The organism is Lysinibacillus irui, assembly GCF_028877475.1.
Classification (GTDB): domain Bacteria; phylum Bacillota; class Bacilli; order Bacillales_A; family Planococcaceae; genus Lysinibacillus; species Lysinibacillus irui.
The window spans coordinates 179,298-198,329 of the sequence record NZ_CP113527.1; the positions used below are offsets into that span (position 1 = coordinate 179,298).

Sequence of the window (19,032 nt, forward strand, 5' to 3'; positions counted from 1 at the left end):
TAGATTGAATTCTATTGTTGTGTTGATATAATAATTAAAGTTTAACAACGATCAACATGAAAATAGTTTTGAATAGATGAGTAAAGATTAGAAAAGTTGGTGTCAAATGGCAGATTCCTTGAGTGTGGAAAATAAGTTAGAGAAAAAGAATAGTATTAAACCCTTTATATTAAAAATGAGGGGAGGAGGTCATGCGCCATCTCGGACTAATTTCGCAGATGCCTTCACAGGAGCAATTGGTGGATTAATATGTATCTTTGTGCTCCTCTGGCTAACAAGCTTTACAGATGCACCTTGGTTAATGGCATCACTAGGTGGAAGCTGTGTGCTTGTATTTGTTGTCTGGAATGCCCCATTGTCGCAGCCTCGAAATATTATTGGTGGTCATTTAATTTCTGCGTTTATTGGTTTGGCCATGTATGCATTACTAGGTTCGAGCATGCTATCTATTAGTCTTGGTGTTGGGTTAACCATATTTTTTATGGCTTTTCTAGGCATTATCCATCCTCCAGCGGGTGCTAATCCTATTATTATTATTTTAGGAGGCTATGGTTGGAGCTATTTAGTAATGCCCGTATTAATTGGTGCCGTTATTATTGTAATTTTTGGGTTATTGATAAATAATTTACGAGAAAAAAGAAAATATCCACTGTTTTGGTGATGAAAGTTTTCCATCTATGAAGTGTTTTCACTTAATAGATGGTTCTTTTTTTTGTTAACGTTTTCGTTATGCATATCACTATTTTTTTAGCATATGTTAGTTAAGATTTGTTATATTGAAGAAAGAGTGTTAAAAACATGTATTTTAATGATAGGGGAAGATCTTTGTTGGTCGAATTCGATGGGAGGCTCCAATTGTATGCTGTTGGACTGTGATGAGCAATTATTCAAGGCTTATAAACAAAGAAGTGAAGAGGGTGCTGAAAATTTACTAGCAACATGGCTAGAGGCAGAGTCATATCTGCAGGAAGATCCAAAAATACTTGGAACTTCACTCTCACCCCATTTATTTTTAGTTAATGAAGAAACGGCTAAAAATATTGCCTTTTCCACAGCTCGTAAATATTGGGGTCGTGTATCAACAGAAATGCAAATGTATTTTGACAAATATGGTTTAGAAGCAAAATTTGTGAATGAACGGCTCAATGCTTTTTTCTATACGCAAAAAGGAAAAGAAACTTTTTTTGACCAGCTCTTTGCACAACATACCATAGATTTAGAACGATTAATTTGGCTAGTTTTTGGGAAAAGAATGCAAATGGAAATGCCAGTTAATGAGCTGCAGACCATAATTTTGTATAAGTTTCAAGATGATTATTTAGTGCATATGCTGTATAAACAACATGCTTCATTTTGGCATTGGCTATTTATGAAAAAAGTTTATTCACTGTTTATCCACAGACCTTTAGAGCAATTCACATTTCTTTATGAAATAATGGGTCTTTTTGAGAATTCTGTGAGAAAAAGTTGTGAACATGTGGATAACTTTGTGAATAACTATAAAACGATACTGGATAAGTGTATAACTCATGTGGATAAGCATAATGCTAGCTGTTTGGCAAAGAAACAGTTACGTCTTTATCAAATTGTTACACATTATTGTTTATCAGAGGACGATTATGACAATGTCAAAGCGCTGATAACTTCATTCGAAGTAGAGTGGCGCTACTCCATGTACGCACTTACAGAGAAGGAAAAAGTGTTAATTGCCTATATTTTATTTCATATAGCTAATAGAGAACATCAGAGTGATAAAGTTATACATTATGGCGAGTATTTATTGGAGGACGAACGATTAAATAATTATGCTATCGAAATTTTACTAGAATACAAGGATCTTTTACCAAATCGTAAACCCACACCACCTGCCATTATTAAAAACTATCAGCTTAATTATTTAGAGAATTTATATGCTATACTACTCGATCATTATGTAAAAATGGCGTTTTATGAGGATGGATTACTTTTATTAAAGGAGCACGTACTAGCGTCTAATAAAAAAATTAATGCTTCATTAGTACAAAAAAACTTTAGTAGTGAACAACTGATCGCTATTGAGGCATACGTTCAACAGGACATTGCACTACATGTGAATAACTCATTACAGCATATTGGCTTATCCGTGGAAGAATGGCGACGTAATTATCGACAACCTGAAGTGCCATACCATGTTGTAGCGCAAAGTGCCTCCTTGCATATGTTAAATATTTTAAGAGTATTATTTGTAACCGAGCAATTTGAGCTTTTTGAAAAGTTGATGGAAATTTATAAAAAATATTTGCTAATTGATGATCATTTTGAAAACATGCGCATGTTTATTAGTGCATATGTATAAATAATTGATAAAAAACCCGAGCTATAGTAGGAAACACTCATTTAGTTTTTCCTACTAGTTCGGGTTTGCTGTAGCTAATCTGCAAAGCAATTTTTTAGTCTAAAACGCCTTTTTCCTTTAAGGCTTTGATTTGTTCAGCACTATAACCTAAAGAAAGTAAGACCTCTTCATTATGTTCGCCTAGTTTGGCACCAACATGCTTATATTCTGGCTGTGCACCGTCAAATTTAAAGGGTGATGCTATTTGATTTTGCATCGTCCCATCACTTTTTGGAATAGCTACAATCATTTCTCTTGCCCTTAGCTGTGGATGCTCACATGCTTCTGGAAATGTTAGAACGGGTTCTACACAGCCTTCAAAATCCTCGTTAAATACCTCAAGCCATTCCTCATATGTCTTTGATAGAAATGCATCATGAACTGCCTCTTTAAAACGAATCTGCGTATAGTAGGAATCATTGAAGGTATTATCAATCAACTCTGGAATATCAAGTGCCTCACAGAGCAATTTACGGAATTGAGGTTCTAAACTACCAACAGAGAAAAAGCGTCCATCCTTTGTTTTGTAAAAATCATAGTAACTTCCGCCATTTAATATTTCTTGCTCTGGCTGCGGCACACGACCACCTCCAATAAAGGCAGAGCCGTACATAGCATTAAGGGAGAATACAGCATCTGTCATACTAATATCAATGAATTGTCCTTCTCCTGTTTTTTCACGATGCAAGGCTGCAGCTAGTACACCAATAGCGGCATGCATAGTCCCACCGGCTATATCCGCGAGTTGAACACCCATTGAAACAGGTTTTTTATCCTTATGGCGTGAATAGTCAAGTAATCCTGCTAATGATAGATAGTTATTATCGTGTCCAGGCCGGTTGCTATAAGGTCCTGTTTGACCATAGCCTGTAATTGCACAATAAATAACTTGAGGATTTATTTCTTTAAGTGCCTCATAGCCAATGCCAAGCCTTTGCATGACACCAGGTCGAAACCCCTCGATAATAACGTCGTATTCTTGAACAAGTGTTCTAACAATGTCTATAGCCTCTGGTGATTTTAGGTTTAATGTAAGTGACTTTTTAGATCGATTTAAATGTTGGTGAATATATGCCTCGTGATCATCATCATAGGGTGGCATAATCCTAGTTAAATCAACACGCTTTGATGATTCAACATGGATCACATCTGCCCCTAAATCAGCAAATATCATTGTTGCCATTGGTCCTGGTAGTAATGCAGAAAAATCGAGAATTTTTAACCCCTTTAAAATGCCCAAATCTTCCAACCCCTTTTTGTGTAGGCTACACGACCATCCCTATGATGGCAGCGCAGCGCTTTTCTCATAATCCCCATTGTGTGAAAAGCGACATAACATCCTGTATTAATACAGTTTATTTTATTTTAATGAGTATTATAACAGAATATATATTAAATTGCCTATGCTATTTTTAATTATAAAATAAACCTTACGAATTTTATATGTCAGAATAACAATAAAAATAGGAAAATTTAGAATTTAGATCCTTTAGCAATTTTCAGTTATTGAATGTTGAATTTCAGATAATTCAGTTAACTTTAGTTTGAATAAAATGAAAGTTTTCTAGATGTCCATATGATTCGGACCTCTTTATTGATACAATCTATGTTCTAGTGTACAAAGGACAGAATTAAACCGATATAATAGGCTCAAATATTGTTATAAATAAAAAACTAATATACATAGGTGGAAGGTAATGAAAACATATCAGTTAAAATTAAAGCATTTAATTATGGGTGTAGCGATGGCAGCATTCTTCTTTACAAGCATTGGCAGTGTTTGGAGCGGATACAGAATGAATGTTGATTCGATAAAGGAAAATACACTTGAGACAAATCGAGTGTATGCGCAAAAACTGGCATCAACGGCAGATGGCTATCTTGATGAAGCCTTTCAACTTTTGGGTTATAGTGCAAATCAAGTAAGTACAAATATGAATGATGAGCATGCGCTAAACCAGGAAACAGAGCGTCTAAGATTGCAAAATCAAATGTTCAATTCTGTAGTCATAACAAATGCAAAAGGTCTTGTCTTATCTGTATCTCCGCCATCAGTTGAAATTAAAGGGGAGGTTTTAACATCTATTGGGGCAAAGGAGGCGTTATCCAAAAAGAAACCATTCATCTCTAAACCATATGAGGCGATGACAGGACGTCTTATTATTTTTATATCTCATCCTATTTTCTCAGAGTCCAACGAGTATTTAGGGATGGTGGCGGGGACTATTTACTTAAAGGAACCTAATGTCTTTCAAACGTTACTTGGAGAACATTATAGTAAGGATGGCTCCTACGTCTATGTAGTAGATTCTGATGGACGCGTAATCTATCATCAGGACCCAAGCCGTATTAATGATGTCGTAACAAAAAACAAAGTGGTTCAAGCTGTGATGTCAGGCAAAAGTGGGATTCAATTAGTCGAGAATACAAAAGGAGTAAAAATGCTAGCTGGCTATAGTGCAGTCCCTTCAACAGGTTGGGGAGTTGTTGCTCAAAAACCTTTAGAAGTAGCATTAGCCCCTTCATTTGATCGTGTACAGGAGGTCATTATAAAATCTGTACCGCTTATGGCTGTTTCAATTATTATCGTCCTTTGGGCTGCAGCACGGATAGCCAATCCGTTACAGCAATTAGCTATTTTAACAGAGGAAAGTCTCGATAAGAAGGATGTAGAGGGGTTAAAGTCGGTTAGTGGCTGGTATTTTGAAGCTTATTCTTTGAAGAATGTGTTGATTCGGAGTTTATCATTTTTACATGGACAAGTCACATTTTTCAAGGACCAATCAACCGTCGATCCACTAACGGGTGTTACGAATCGACGTACAATGGACTCCGTACTTGCAGAATGGTCTGCAAGTAATGTACCTCATGCGTTTATTCTGTTAGATTTAGATCACTTTAAAAGTGTCAATGATACATATGGTCATGCCGTTGGGGATAAAGTATTACAATTTTTAGCGAGACACATGGAGTCTGTAGCACGTGAAGGCGATATTTGTTGTCGCTATGGTGGCGAGGAATTTGTTATGCTACTGCCGAAAACTACGGCAGATGAAGCGACACAGGTAGCAGAGCAATTACGTGAAATTTTATCCACTACAGAAAGCCCCTGTGGTAAACCAGTAACGTTATCAGCAGGAATTGCTGTGTTTCCAGAGATGGCCGATTCTACAGAGGCATTAATTGAAGCGGCAGATAGTGCATTATATCGAGCAAAACAAGCAGGGCGCAATCAAGTAAAAATTGCTGAGAAAATTTGAATAAAAAACTTATAACAAATGGGCTTACATCTCTAATTTTTGGGGTAATTGATTAATGCAAACATCATTTGGGCAAGCTATTCTTAAGTCATCCGCCAAATGACTTCTCAACCATGTTCAAATGATATGTAACTCGGGTCACATCTCTCGATCGACTTGACAAGACGTAAGGTTATCCCCCTTTCCCTTATGACACCCAAGTACGACTAGATGTATGCCTATATATCGTGAAAGCCAAGAGAGCACCGATGCTCCTTGGCTTTTTTATGTTTTCGTCAATGTTGCTTGCCGGAATGGGTGCATTGATCACAAATGGTGTTAATCTGCTCTGAGAGTGTGTGGAGGTGATCCAAACGAGTCAGGAACCGCTCAAAGGAAACAAGGAAGTGATCCAAATAAAGCAGCTCCCGCTCATAAGTCGTTTGAAGGTGATCATAAAAGGGAAGCCCCGCTCATAAGTCGTGAGAAGGTGATCATAAAAGGGATGTCTCCGCTCATAAGTCGTGAGAAGGTGATCATAAAAGGGAAGCCCCCGCTCTAAAGTGGAAAGAAGGTGATCATAAAAGGGATGTCTCCGCTCATAAGTCGTGAGAAGGTGATCATAAAAGGGAAGCCCCCGCTCCAAAGCGGAGAGAAGGTGATCATAAAAGGGAAGCCCCCGCTCCAAAAAGGTGAGAAAGTGATCATAAAAGGGATGTCTCCGCTCCAAAGTGGAGAGAAGGTGATCATAAAAGGGAAGCCCCCGCTCCAAAAGGACGTGAAGGTGATCATAAAAGGTATGCCTCCGCTCCAAAGTGGAGAGAAGGTGATCATAAAAGGTATGCCCCCGCTCTAAAGCGGAGAGAAAGTGATCATAAAATGGGAATCCCCGCTCATAAGTCGTGAGAAGGTGATCTTAGAAGGGATACCTCCGCTCCAAAGTGAAAAGAAGGTGATCATAAAAGGGATGCCGCCGCTCCAAAAAGGTGAGAAGGAGATCATAGAATGGATGCCCTCGCTCTAAAGTGGAAAGAAGGTGATCATAAAAGGTATGCCTCCGCTCCAAAGTGGAGAAGGAGATCATAAAATGGATGCTCCCGCTCCAAAGTGGAGAGAAGGAGATCATAAAATGGATGCCCCCGCTCCAAAGTGTAAAGAAGGTGATCGTAAAATGGATGCCGCCGCTCCAAAAAGGTGAGAAAGTGATCATAAAAGGTATGCCTCCGCTCCAAAGTAGAGAGCAGGTGATCCTATAAAGGGAGAATCCGCTCAAAGGAAACGAGAAAATGATCCAAACAAACCTCCCCTCCTTTGAAAAGGTGAGAAGCTTAACAGAAGCGTAAGACTCCCCCGAAAAGTAACATGAAATCGAAAAGAGAACCCCTTCAAAAACTCATATGATTATGAAGAAATTTACCTAACTATTTTCGATTTATCTATGAAGGTTCACTAGCTTTTGGTCGATATAAAGAGTATGAGGAAAATGATAGTTGTACGTATCAAAATACATAAGTGAAAGGAAGAGTGGAATGGATAAATCTAAAATCCAAAAAGTAAATAAAGCCTTGATTGCAACAGTATTTGCTTCAAGTGGGATTGCTGTTGTAGTGCCTTCACCACAAAAAGCGGCAGCGGCTACTTCTCCCTTTACGGATATTAACCAATACTCGGATAATTATAATGAAATATTAAAAGCTTATTCTCAAGGTATAATGAGCGGTTTTTCGGATAACACTTTCCGCCCAAATGTAAGTGTAACTCGTGGAGAGGCAGCGAAAATGCTGGCTACAGCGTTAAAATTGGATACGAAAAATATCCAAGATCCTTACTATAAGGATGTACCGAAGGGCAATCAGTATTATAAATATGTAGCGGCATTACAAAATGCTGGCATTATGTCTGGTTATTCAAATGGCACATTTATGCCAAATGAAGTGCTTACTAGAGGCGAATTAGCCAAAATGGTTGTAGTTGGATTCCATCTAGAGGTTTCTCCTACATACAATAATATTTTCAAAGATGTGAATAGCCAAACAAGCAATGCTATCTATATTCAAACTTTAATCGATTTGAATATTACGAAAGGCACAACGCCTGTTACATTTTCTCCATTTGATCCTGTAACGCGCGGACAGTTTGCTTCATTTGTTGTAGGTTCACAAGAGAAGAAGAATAATGAAACATCATACAAAATTACAAATGTTGATGATGACGCTGTTTACATAAATGGGAAATCTTATTCGATTCCGGAAAGTTTATCCCATATCTTTAATGACTATAATGCACCTGTATTAAAAGGTGCCTTTATTGAGGGGGATCTTTCGGGGAAAAGTATTCGCTCCATCTCAAAATTAACGATTAATGCAAGTGGTACAAGTTCAAGCTTCCTTGATTTCGATGGTGATTATGGATCATTAGGCGCAACGATTGTTGTAAATGGTAATTATATTGAGTTCTCAAATATGACGATGACAGGAACAATGTTTGTCAACGAAACCGTTCGTCCACCGTTGCATTTAGGGGCTACACACAATCAGCCATTAGCTCTTGGACGCGTGGCAAGCAACAATATCTCATTTATTAATTGGTCAAATCCAGATAATAACAAAGGTGAAGATTCGCCAAATAACAATTCAAATGATCTTCAAAATTGGACAAACCCAAAACCTGATAAAGATAAGCCATTCGTCAACTGGTCTAAAGAAAAGCAGGAAATGAAAAACGTTGAAAAGCATCTTGAATTCTATAACAGTAGCGTTTCTCGATTAGTTGTATCGCAAACAGGTACAAAGATTGAAACGAATACAAAACTCCCTCGTGTAGACATCATTGGAAATGTACGAGAGTTTGAAATTCAAGGTGATATCGGCACGTTAAATCTGAATACAGAAACGAAGCTTACAATCTACGGTTCAGGAAATATAGATTGGATTAATTACAATAGCTACACAGATCTTGAGCTATATATTGATGGTCGTATCGGCACATTATTTGTAGATAACTCATATGGAAAAATTGATATTGGCGACTATACGTATATCGATAAAGTCATCTTACCTAAAGATGGATCACCAAATAATATCTTCGATGATTTCCTGGATGATAAAGATAATATCGGCAATATTACTGATCCAGATGGTAAACCAATTGATAAAGACGAAAACGAGAATCAGGTTCCAGATGATAAAACAAAACCGATTGTTAGTATAACGAATGTCAAAGTACTAAGTGGTAGCGAGATTCAAGCAGACTTCACATCAGATGAGGTTGGTACGTACTACTATATTGTGCGTGAAAAAGGTGAAGAGGCACCAAATAAAAGTGAAATGGTCAACCGACTCTCCAATAAGAACGTGGCACATGGTACGGGGGCAGCTATCAAAGGAACAAATTCTATCAAGGTTTCTAATTTAGGTGAGAAAAAAGAATATGTCATCTACATTATGGTCGTGGACGGTTCAAAAAATGCTTCGGATACCGTGTCACAATCGTTCCAAATGAAAGATGGAACTCCTCCAGTAGTCAAATCCCTACAAGTTACTCCTTTACATGGAGGCACTCGAGCTGAATTTACTTTTGCAGCTAGTGAACCAGGAGATTATTACTACTATGTACGTAAGAAAACAACAGCAGCAGATCCAACTACAGCAGATATCGTTGCTAACCCAACTGGAAAAGGAGTAGCAAAAGCTGGTGAACTTGGCATAAAAGAAATGTTAACAGACTTAGAGGCTGAGACTGAGTATCAGCTTTACGTTGTTATGAAGGATAATTCAGGTAACTACTCCGTAGATCCTGCTGTAGCTAAGGAATTTAAAACAGGTGAGCTTGATAATATTCCACCATATGTTGTTGGTGGAGAATTAGTCTTACTTGATGAAATCAAAAATGAATTTTATATAACAGTAAGTGAAGAACTGGATCCTATTTCTGCAGAAAAAGTAGAGAATTATGATCTTTCTGGCACAGGTATAGTAAACCAAGGAGCACAACAACCGATACATCCCACAAAGGTTGTCTATAATAAAGCTCAGAAAAGACTTATTTTCACTATTCCATCACTTACAGGCTTTGTTAATGGGGATAACCTAGTTGTTACTATTTCACCGAATGTCAAAGATTTAGCTGATATTGAATTTGAAAATATAAAAAATATCCCAAATAATACCGTTCCACGAAATACAGCTGAGTACATTCATAATGATATGGAATTACCGGTTCTCACAATTATAGGGGAGCCAGTAATAAATAATACAAAGGATCAAACACTTCTAGAGTTTAATGCTTCAAAAGCGGGGACGTATCATTATTTAATTATGGAGTCAGATTTAACTCTAACGCGTGATGATCGTTTACGTTTAATTGAGGCAGTTCAATTAAATGAGACAACATTTAAAGTTGGAACACAGGATGTGGCAATTATAGGTAGTGGTGGAAATAAACCAGCACAATTAGGGAAGCAGAAAGTAACAATCCCTTTACCAAATACAATACCACCATTAGATCCATTTAAGAGCTACTCCATCTATATGGTATTGCGTGATCGTTCAGGAAATGTTTCTGATATACAAACAAAACATGTTATTGATGATAGAACGGCACCTAAGATTGAAAATACCTCTATTAAAATAGCTGAGGGTGATACAAAAGCATCCTTTAAATTTATGTCTGATGAAGCTGGAACGTATCACTATATTCTTAGAAGAGCTGATGATTCAACAGTTTCCGTACCAACTAGCGCTGAGGAAGTTATTGCAAGAGGAAGAGCAAGTACTATGCGAAAAGATACAAATGAAATTAACCTTTCTCCTCTAGAACCACATCAGAATTACGAGCTATATGTTGCAGTTCAGGATAGATATAAGAATGCAACAATGGTCCAAGTTGGTACAGAGTCAACAATCTATACACATGATGAAAAACAAAATAAACCAATTAGTCTAACGCCTGGCGAAAGTGGAACAGGTGTAATGGCATATAAATTCTTCTCTGACGGTACACCACCAAAAGTAGAAGATCCAATCGTTAAACAGCTTGATGGTAAAACATTAGAAGTGACTTTCTCGGAGGCTGTTGATTTAAAAGACTCGGACTTCCAATTAGTGGATCCTGAAACAGGTAACGCGATTACTCCTACTTATGCTTCATGGAAGTGGCAGGATAAAGTAGAGGATATTAATGAATGGAAGCCACGTAAAATGATACTTACATTTGCTAATGAAGTAACACAAAGTTTTGATATGACAATTAATGCAACTGCAAAGGATAAAGGCGGATGGACGTTTAGTAAGCTATCTTCATCATTTATCTATAGAACGCTTACTACAAACATTGAGAGTGCTAAATTACAGCCTCCAATTGCAACAGATAGAAGCAAAACTATTATTACTACATTTGACTTTACATTCGCAGATCCATCTGTGGTACCTGGAGAAGAGGCTAAATTCTACTATAAAGCCTACAGTAATACTTATACCCAAGCCCAAATTGATGCCGTTAAACCAGTAGAGGTAATCATACCAGAGACGCCTGGAGCCCTAGTAAGTTTAAGTAGTGGAAATGGTAAAACAAAGCTTTCTGATGGACGTACTGAACAATCTATTACTCATCCATCTGTTTCGTTTATTGAAGGGGATTATATTGTCATTGTTATTGTGGATAAATACGGGAATATGTATAAAGTACAAGGTAAAATAACAAAATAAATAAGGCTAAGGTAAGTAAGATTTAAGTATATTTTTAATGTAAAAATAAAAAGGAAATTTAAAAATATAAACGCAAGAAATCTCTCCTAGGGTTGATTTCTTGCGTTTTTTTAAGTTTGGGGAAAGTATGCAGAGGGAGAAGCCTGTACTAAACTAATTGCCCGTTATGAAACATATGAGTAAAGAGTTGTAAAGGAAAATCTCAAACTAAATGCAAATGAGAGTTACGTTATATGATTCGAATTGTTCTTTGTCCCGGCTCTCGGATTGTTATAAATGATAATAAGATTTAATTTCTTACAATCTGAAACGTTCCAGAAGTAGTTGTTTGGATAATATGGCGATTACCACTGACAGTAAAGTCGGCTGGGACTTGCTTACCAAAATCATTGGAGCGATAGAAGGATGAATTAGCTGGTAATCCCTCCATAATGATTTCCATATTGGCATCGAATGTCACAGGCTCCTTATTTAATTCAGCTTTGAGTGTAATACGATTGCCCTTTTTCGTTACTTCTATATTCATCACGCCTTCATCCTCATTCACTAGCGTATAGAGTGGAGGAATGATGATCGTCATTTTATCTTTTGTCGTGAGAATAAAGCGTTCTGTATCAATCTCTGTCTCAGCAACATTAATTTTGGCTTTATAGGTATTTTTGTTTTTTGTCATAGCTGTAGTTTTACCTGGAGCAGCTGCGACATCAGAGAGAACGGGTTTTTTAGGTACGTTGTCTTTTGTAGGGAGTGTATATTTACCTTGTACAAAATCAACTAAAGTCCAGACATTCGGCACTAGTTCCTGTTGTACAGGTGTTAACGCTTCAAAGGCTGTTTTAACTTCCTGAACATCATGAACCGTGGATGTTTTCGGCGATAGGGAAGCAATGGCATTTTCAACTTCCTTTGCAACTATTTTATCCTTCGCCACAAGCAGTTCAGCATCAAGTAACTTCTGCTCGATCCCTACAGGTAAAGAAACATTGGTAAATCTCCGCAATGCATTAAGCTCCGCCCTGGCATCGGCCACCTCTTTATGGAACGTCAGGCGAGATGAATTAAGTAGTTGAATTTTATTGACCACTTTATCAACAGATGTATTTGGTGTGATATAGGACGTTAATATTTTTTGCGCAGAGGCACTTACATAAGACTTTTGCGCAGCGTTTAATGTATTATACCAATCGCGTGTTTCAAGGACATTTTGATAATAATGAACAGATGATGATTCTACAGAATTTAGCTTTTCTTCAATTTGAGCAGCTAGTTTACGGTAAGCCACTCTCGTTTGTTGATGTGCTGATAAGGTTGAATAGTTCGTCACATATTGTTTTTCAACTTCCGTCAACGCATTATATGCTTTAAGAGCTGCCTCTAAATTTGGTTGGAAGGTAGCAGTTGTATTGTTTATGTTGTTAATTAGTTGTATAACATTCGAGACGTTAGCATTGTAGTTGTATACATAGGCAGTTCTTGAATGGTCAGTCAAATTAGCTGCCGATGCTGGCGCACTGTAAAGTAGTGAAGGAACGGCCACTAAAGTCAGCAAGGCCAATCTTTTTTTGTTTTTCATCTTGGAGAATCCTCCTATTTTAATTGTTATTGTATATGGAACTATAACCCAACTAATATTTGGTATTATACTAATTTTATCATAGCCTAGGAATTTTTTATGCATTTTTTGGATGAATAGGTATATTGGTTATAAATTTAATTTAAGAATGGTATAACTTCAGTACCTATAAAGGGAATCAGACTGATTAAGATAATAGAAAATATAGTGAAAAAACAGGTGATGTAAGGTTAATACATTGCCTGTTATTTTTATGTAGTAGAAATCTGTTTATCCAAAGGCACAATGAATAATTGAAGCAAACAGTGCTACAGGCATCACCAATAATCTTCATACCAAAATAACTTTAACATGTGCACAACCTGTAGTGATGATGATCCTTATTTAACGTGGTCTTCTATATGGAATGACAAAATTAAGCTTCCTAGATGTCAAAGCAACTCATGGGGCATAAAAAGAATTTCAGGAAGCTGCAAATTGAATAGTGAAGGGAGGCCATTCTAGGGATGGATAGGATGATCGAATCGGCGGATAAAACATTCAAAGTAGCGGATAGAATGATCGAATTAATCGATAAATCCAAAAAACTCATGGATAACCCTAAAATGTACTCTAGTGAACATCTAATGTTCAGAAATTGTTGAGAATGGTGTTATAAATTTATAGTGTTATTTTTGTGAGGATCACACGTGCAATTATCAAAAGTGACTAGGCATCTTATTGCCTGGTCGTTTTTTATTTTTAGCACAATTTGTTCAGAAACTGTTCAGTTTATTAACGTAAGCTAGAAGCAATAAAAGAAGAGTGACTATAGGAATCACAATAGTTTGGCAGGTAATGAACAAAAAGGATGGTACATCATAATGGTAGTATGGCGTCAGTATTTAGTTCCAGAAACACAGGCAGCTAAAGTGACTTATGGAAAACAAAATACAAAAAAATATATTATTATTCATGAAACGGATAATGAGAAATCCGGGGCCGATGCGGATGCCTACGCCCGTTTACAATATAATGGTCATTATAGGGAAGCTAGCTGGCACTTAACGGTGGACGATAAAGAAGCGGTTCAGTCATTTGCGTTTGAATATGCATGTGTGGGGGCAGGATCAGCTAAAGGTAATTTACAAAGTATCCAAATAAACATTTGTGTCAATTCAGACGGAGATTATTTACAGGCTGTGAATAATACAGCTGTTATAGTTGCAAGGATCATGAAAGAAGAAAACATTACAATTAACAACGTAGTACAGCATCATTATTTCAACAACAAAAATTGCCCAAGAAAAATGCGGGAAGAGCGAGTAAAATGGATGCAGTTTATTTCTATGGTTAGAAATGCTTCGGTCGGTACTGTAAGGAAGAGAAATGCCGCAAATGCTACTACGAAGTATTTTGTCGTAACAGGCCTATATGAAACTCAACAAGCTGCTGAAAATGCACATGATGTGTTAAAGTACCGGTTTGGCTGGAATGCCTATATTGAACAATTAAACGACAAATGGAGAATTAAGGCCGGAAAATTTATAAGCAAAACGGAAGCAAAAGTAGCGGAGAAGAAAATAAAAGTCGCACAACTATCAAAGATAACAGAGGTAGTGGCTGACTTAACTGAGTGAAATCGGTTGTTCAGGAATTGTTCAGAACAATGTAGTAAGCTAATTTATGTAATCTTGTCAAATGTCTTAATCCTTAAACAAACCAAGAAAGACTAGGCCCTTTTGGGAACCTAGTCTTTTTTGATTATTTTAGCAGATAGAAAGAGGAGAGAGCAAATGACTGTTAGAATAGACTAATACTGATTTAGAAATCAAGTCATGAGCTAGATGGAGTGCAAATTTTAAGTCGAATTACAGAATTCGGGCTATAAACTGCTGAAAGAAAATGTTGTTGTAGATCTTGAACAGTGGCTATCTAACTTCAAGTCAATGCCTCCAATCCAACAGCGGATAAGTATAAAAAGTATTCCAAGTAAGTTTTACATGAAAAATTATCTTGATATGCAAGAAAAAGTTCATGAGGAAATTGAGGACTGGTTTCAAAGGTGGAAACCAATGGAGTTTAACAACATTGAAAAGGACTCTACTAAGCGCAGAGTCCAATTTTTAGCTCTAATATGTTCTAATGATTAATTTGCAGATTTATACTGCCCTCTATAAATAGAGATAGCGTTGTTTAAATATTCAGTTGCACTTGAAACGTCATACTGTGACGAATTGCTATTAGATGTAATTCTTTCAGCATATGAAATTGCGGAGTTGAAATCATCCCATTCTCTTTGAGTTGTATAAAGAGTACCCGATGTCAAGCCAGCTCCATTTTCAGAGACAGTAACCCGTACACTATAAGCATAATTCACAAGTGATTGTAAATTAGTTTTATCCACATACCCATTATTCCCATACTTATAAGCACTCTTATAAGTCCAAATAGCATTGTTTAAATTATTGATAGCATTAGCTATATCCGTTTGAGTTGCATAATAATTATTAACAACTGATTGAGCCGATGATACAGCAGACTCTATTGCGTTTCTTTCTGTTTGTGTAGTCCATGGGGTATTATATGGCACATTCGAGCCATCCCAAGAAACCGTAACGTATTGAACAGAATTGATTAAAGATTGTAGTGAAGCTTTATCGCCATAGCCATATTTTGTTCCGCTTTTTTGAGCAGCTTGATAAACAGCTAGGGCATTTTTGTATTGACTGATGGCATTTTTCACTTGTTCTTGGGAGGCACTGTTGTTGTTTGCTACAGCTCTTGCGCTTGCTACTGCTGAATCAAATGCGTTTCGCTCAGCCTGTGTTGTCCACTTGTCTGTTGTTAAAATATCATAGCCGTTTACAGATACATGTACATACGGTGGTGATGCTAGTAGTGTATTAAGCTCTTTTTTATCAATAATAGGAAGAGTAACCGAAACATTTTTATTGTCTACTTGTACGTTCCCTACTTGATGTCCTGAATCTAACGCTACTTTAGTACCGCCTTTTACAACGATTTGATCAATTTTTCCTTCACCGTACAGGTTGAAATCTTTGTCCACATTAATTGTAAGTTTTTCTACATTAGACATTACCTCAAAAGAAGTAACTTTCCCTACTACATCCACTTTTGAAAGTGTTTGATCAGAAGATACATTAACTTTAGTACGTGCTAAATTAATATCAGCTGATTTCATATCTCTTAACGTTACATATAACCAATTTACCTTTTTTGTGACAATTGGTTTTAGCGTAATTGTATCACCCACTTCGACTTCATCGAGCGTTATGGCCTTCTTTACTCTGTTAGTAATGATCAACTGACCATCAACACTAACGTCTTGAATCTTTACATAGTCTGCATTTACAGTGAGGTCTCCAGAGATATCTGCGTCACCACCGTCGAAATAGACAGATTTTTTGCTTGTCCCTGCTTTGTTTAATGTTAAAGCTGTGACGTCCGTAATTTGGCCGTTTTTTACGACAATAGTAGCTCGGGCGTTTGTTAAAGCTGTTTTGTTAGAAGTTTGAAAAAGAGATTTTAAATCTTTATGGACTCTAAATGTACCGTTCGATGTGATGACCGTATCTTTTGTTAGATTTCGGATAGTCACAGATTCACCAATGACTTTTTTTGTTGCTGCTACTTGAGTTTCATAGGAATTTACTTGATTTAAAGGTGTAGCGGCACTTGCGGAAGACACTGGTATTACTAGCGTCGCTGTAATAGCCGTGGCCATTAATGTTGATAGCGCTTTATTTTTCATGTAAGTCACTCCAATCAGGTTATTTATTAGTTAATATATCATATTTTTCTATAATTTAGAATTGGGGGAGGATGTTATACTATGAAGCCCTATTCAAATAAGTCATAAGTCCTTTCCTTTGTAAAATGAGTTATTGGCGAAATATCGGTATTTCTCTCTATTATTATGTAAAATTTCTACTTTATTCGATAAATATTTTATTGTGATACTATCTTCCATCCTTTATCATTATTATAAAAAAGGGGTGTTAGTGGTGAAAAAATCGAGGGGTATTGCATTAAAACTATCTTCCTTAATTATAGGATTATTTTTAGTATTATTTTTATCCTATACAGTGACCACGGGCATTATCATAAAAAAACAAAGTGTTGAAGACGCAGAGCATGGAACATTGCAAACGGCTGAATCTTCAGCAGCTATTATGAGTGAGCGTTTTAAGAAAGCCAATACAACATTACATACGACAAAGCGCATTATTGAAAGCATGGAGAAAAATAATACATTATCAGCTCAGGGCATCCTAGACATGATGAAAAGTAATTTAGCTAATAACGATGATTTACTTGGGGTTGGAGCTGTCTTTGAGCAAAATTCTATTATGCTGAAGCCGAATGATGAAGCTACTTTAGTGGATTCCAAAAATCGATTTGGCCCTTATTTAAGTAAAAATGGTAATGACATTACGACAGCTCTTATTGAAGGTGTCGATGATAAAAGTGTTTCTGAATGGTATTGGATACCAAAAGAAGAGGGACGCGCAGTTTTGACTGAACCGTATGATTATAATGTAAACGGACAAACCGTTTTAATGACAACCATTTCGGTGCCATTAGTCAATGCTTCTGGTTCATTCTTTGGTGTACTGACAGCAGATGTTTCTATAGATTTTTTAAATGAACTAACAGAATCGGTTGCACCAGAAGGTGGTTACGCAGCCATTATTACGAATAAAGGTATACTGACAGCCAATAGCTTTGGTAAAGAGCTAGATGGTCGCAATATGCAAGAGGATCCGACTTGGAAAAGTATAAGTAAGACAATGGAAAATGGCGAGCTAACAAATATGTACATTGATTCTAATCAGCTAAAGGAAAGGGCTTATAATGTCTTTGCTCCAATGATATTAGAGGATATTGATGAAACATGGACAGTTCAAGTCGTGTTACCCGAATCAAAAATACTAGAGACATATAATCACGTATTCGTATTTACGATTATTGCCTCCATTATTATGGTAATTTTAATGACAGCTGCAAGTGTGTTATTCATCTATAAACAGCTAAAGCCACTCAAGTTTTTACGTACATCTATCGAAACGGCAGCAGAGGGAGATTTAACCCAAAAGGTGGATGAGAAGTATATTAAGGCTGATGAAATTGGGGCAGTTGCATTAGCTTACAATAATATGCTAGATAAAACCAATGGTGCGATTCAAACCGTATTGAACTCTACTACATTATTAAACCAATCGTCCAATCAAGTACATGAGGCCTTTAATGAAATTGTAGCGTCTAGTCAAGAGGTGTCTGTTGCCATCAATGAAATTGCACAAGGCGCATCGAAGCAATCTGAGGATACGGAAGAAACGAATTATCGAATCATGGATTTATCTGAACAGATTGATGCCATTACAGCTCTTTCTAATGAAATGGATGAACTCTCTCATAAAACGAACGAAACAACAGAAAAGGGATTGTACGAGGTTGAAAGCTTACGTGAACGTAATATAGAGACAAATGAGATGAACGGTCGTATTCAACAACAAATCGAATCATTAGCCTCTCACATTGCGAATATTAATCATATCATTGCTTCGATCCAAAGCATTACTGAGCAAACTAATCTATTAGCTTTAAATGCAAGTATTGAGGCAGCACGTGCTGGTGAACATGGTAAAGGATTTGCTGTCGTTGCAGAGGAAGTAAGAAAGTTAGCCGAGCAATCTAAAAGTGAAACAGAAATTATTAAGAATACAGTAGAAAGCATCCTTGAAAATTCACAGCAAACAGTTGCTGTCATTGCATCTAATGCGGATTTAATGCAATCTCAAAATGAATCCGTACAAAGTACACAACTGGCATTTAAAGATAACAGTGATTTGTCACGTTCAATTGCAGCCTCTATTAGTGAATTAATGAGTAAGCTATCGAGTATGTTAGAGCATAAAAATCAAGCGATTATGGCCATCCAAAGCATATCAGCAATTTCAGAGGAAACGGCTGCCTCAGCTGAACAAGTAAGTGCATCTGCAATGGATCAACAAGCAGAGTTACAAAAAGTAGCCGAGTCTATACAAAATATGAACGATATTTCCAATGAACTGCAAGAAGTCGTGAATCGTTTTAAATTAGCGTAAAATGAAGGGCTGCCTAAACAAATAGGCAGTC

12 protein-coding genes are annotated in these 19,032 nt (G+C 36.8%); 9 read left to right on the forward strand and 3 right to left on the reverse strand.

What is annotated here, in order from left to right:
• Nucleotides 1-106 precede the first annotated feature (106 nt).
• Both OU989_RS00925 and OU989_RS00930 read left to right on the forward strand, forming a co-directional pair.
• The gene (locus tag OU989_RS00925) at nucleotides 107-661 is read left to right on the forward strand and encodes an HPP family protein (RefSeq protein WP_274795248.1); all 555 of its coding nucleotides are present in this window, start codon (nucleotides 107-109) and stop codon (nucleotides 659-661) included.
• 198 nt (nucleotides 662-859) lie between these two features.
• Nucleotides 860-2,335 carry a hypothetical protein gene (locus OU989_RS00930; protein WP_274795249.1) on the forward strand — a complete coding sequence of 492 codons (1,476 nt, stop codon included), beginning with the start codon at nucleotides 860-862 and terminating at the stop codon, nucleotides 2,333-2,335.
• A 94-nt stretch (nucleotides 2,336-2,429) separates the two neighbouring features.
• On the opposite strand, the gene OU989_RS00935 is transcribed toward OU989_RS00930, so the two are convergent.
• Nucleotides 2,430-3,614 (reverse strand): CaiB/BaiF CoA transferase family protein, encoded by a 1,185-nt coding sequence (locus tag OU989_RS00935; protein ID WP_274795250.1) that lies wholly within the window; start codon nucleotides 3,612-3,614, stop codon nucleotides 2,430-2,432.
• A gap of 457 nt (nucleotides 3,615-4,071) precedes the next feature.
• On the opposite strand from OU989_RS00935, the gene OU989_RS00940 reads away from it, so the two are divergent.
• The 5 genes from OU989_RS00940 (at nucleotide 4,072) to OU989_RS00960 (ending at nucleotide 11,318) form a co-directional block, all read left to right on the forward strand.
• Nucleotides 4,072-5,634, forward strand: a complete 1,563-nt coding sequence (locus OU989_RS00940) for a sensor domain-containing diguanylate cyclase (protein WP_274795251.1) — start codon at nucleotides 4,072-4,074, stop codon at nucleotides 5,632-5,634.
• A gap of 553 nt (nucleotides 5,635-6,187) precedes the next feature.
• Nucleotides 6,188-6,469, forward strand: a complete 282-nt coding sequence (locus OU989_RS00945) for a hypothetical protein (RefSeq protein WP_274795252.1) — start codon at nucleotides 6,188-6,190, stop codon at nucleotides 6,467-6,469.
• Nucleotides 6,470-6,481: 12 nt separating this feature from the next.
• Nucleotides 6,482-6,637: a hypothetical protein gene (locus tag OU989_RS00950; RefSeq protein WP_274795253.1), complete on the forward strand. Its 156-nt coding sequence runs from the start codon at nucleotides 6,482-6,484 to the stop codon at nucleotides 6,635-6,637.
• Nucleotides 6,638-6,704: 67 nt separating this feature from the next.
• Nucleotides 6,705-6,869, forward strand: a complete 165-nt coding sequence (locus OU989_RS00955) for a hypothetical protein (RefSeq protein WP_274795254.1) — start codon at nucleotides 6,705-6,707, stop codon at nucleotides 6,867-6,869.
• A gap of 273 nt (nucleotides 6,870-7,142) precedes the next feature.
• Nucleotides 7,143-11,318, forward strand: a complete 4,176-nt coding sequence (locus OU989_RS00960; RefSeq protein WP_274795255.1) for an S-layer homology domain-containing protein — start codon at nucleotides 7,143-7,145, stop codon at nucleotides 11,316-11,318.
• 289 nt (nucleotides 11,319-11,607) lie between these two features.
• On the opposite strand, the gene OU989_RS00965 is transcribed toward OU989_RS00960, so the two are convergent.
• Complete coding sequence (locus OU989_RS00965; protein ID WP_274795256.1) at nucleotides 11,608-12,891, reverse strand: hypothetical protein; 1,284 nt, start codon at nucleotides 12,889-12,891, stop codon at nucleotides 11,608-11,610.
• Between the two features lie 863 nt (nucleotides 12,892-13,754).
• On the opposite strand from OU989_RS00965, the gene OU989_RS00970 reads away from it, so the two are divergent.
• Nucleotides 13,755-14,510 (forward strand): N-acetylmuramoyl-L-alanine amidase, encoded by a 756-nt coding sequence (locus tag OU989_RS00970; RefSeq protein ID WP_274795257.1) that lies wholly within the window; start codon nucleotides 13,755-13,757, stop codon nucleotides 14,508-14,510.
• Nucleotides 14,511-15,019: 509 nt separating this feature from the next.
• On the opposite strand, the gene OU989_RS00975 is transcribed toward OU989_RS00970, so the two are convergent.
• Nucleotides 15,020-16,645, reverse strand: coding sequence for an S-layer protein (locus OU989_RS00975; RefSeq protein WP_274795259.1), 1,626 nt, complete (start codon nucleotides 16,643-16,645; stop codon nucleotides 15,020-15,022).
• A 253-nt stretch (nucleotides 16,646-16,898) separates the two neighbouring features.
• Between OU989_RS00975 and OU989_RS00980 the strand changes: the two genes are divergently transcribed.
• Entirely contained in the window at nucleotides 16,899-19,001 is a 2,103-nt protein-coding gene (locus tag OU989_RS00980) for a methyl-accepting chemotaxis protein (protein ID WP_274795260.1), read from the forward strand.
• The last annotated feature ends 31 nt before the right edge of the window (nucleotides 19,002-19,032 follow it).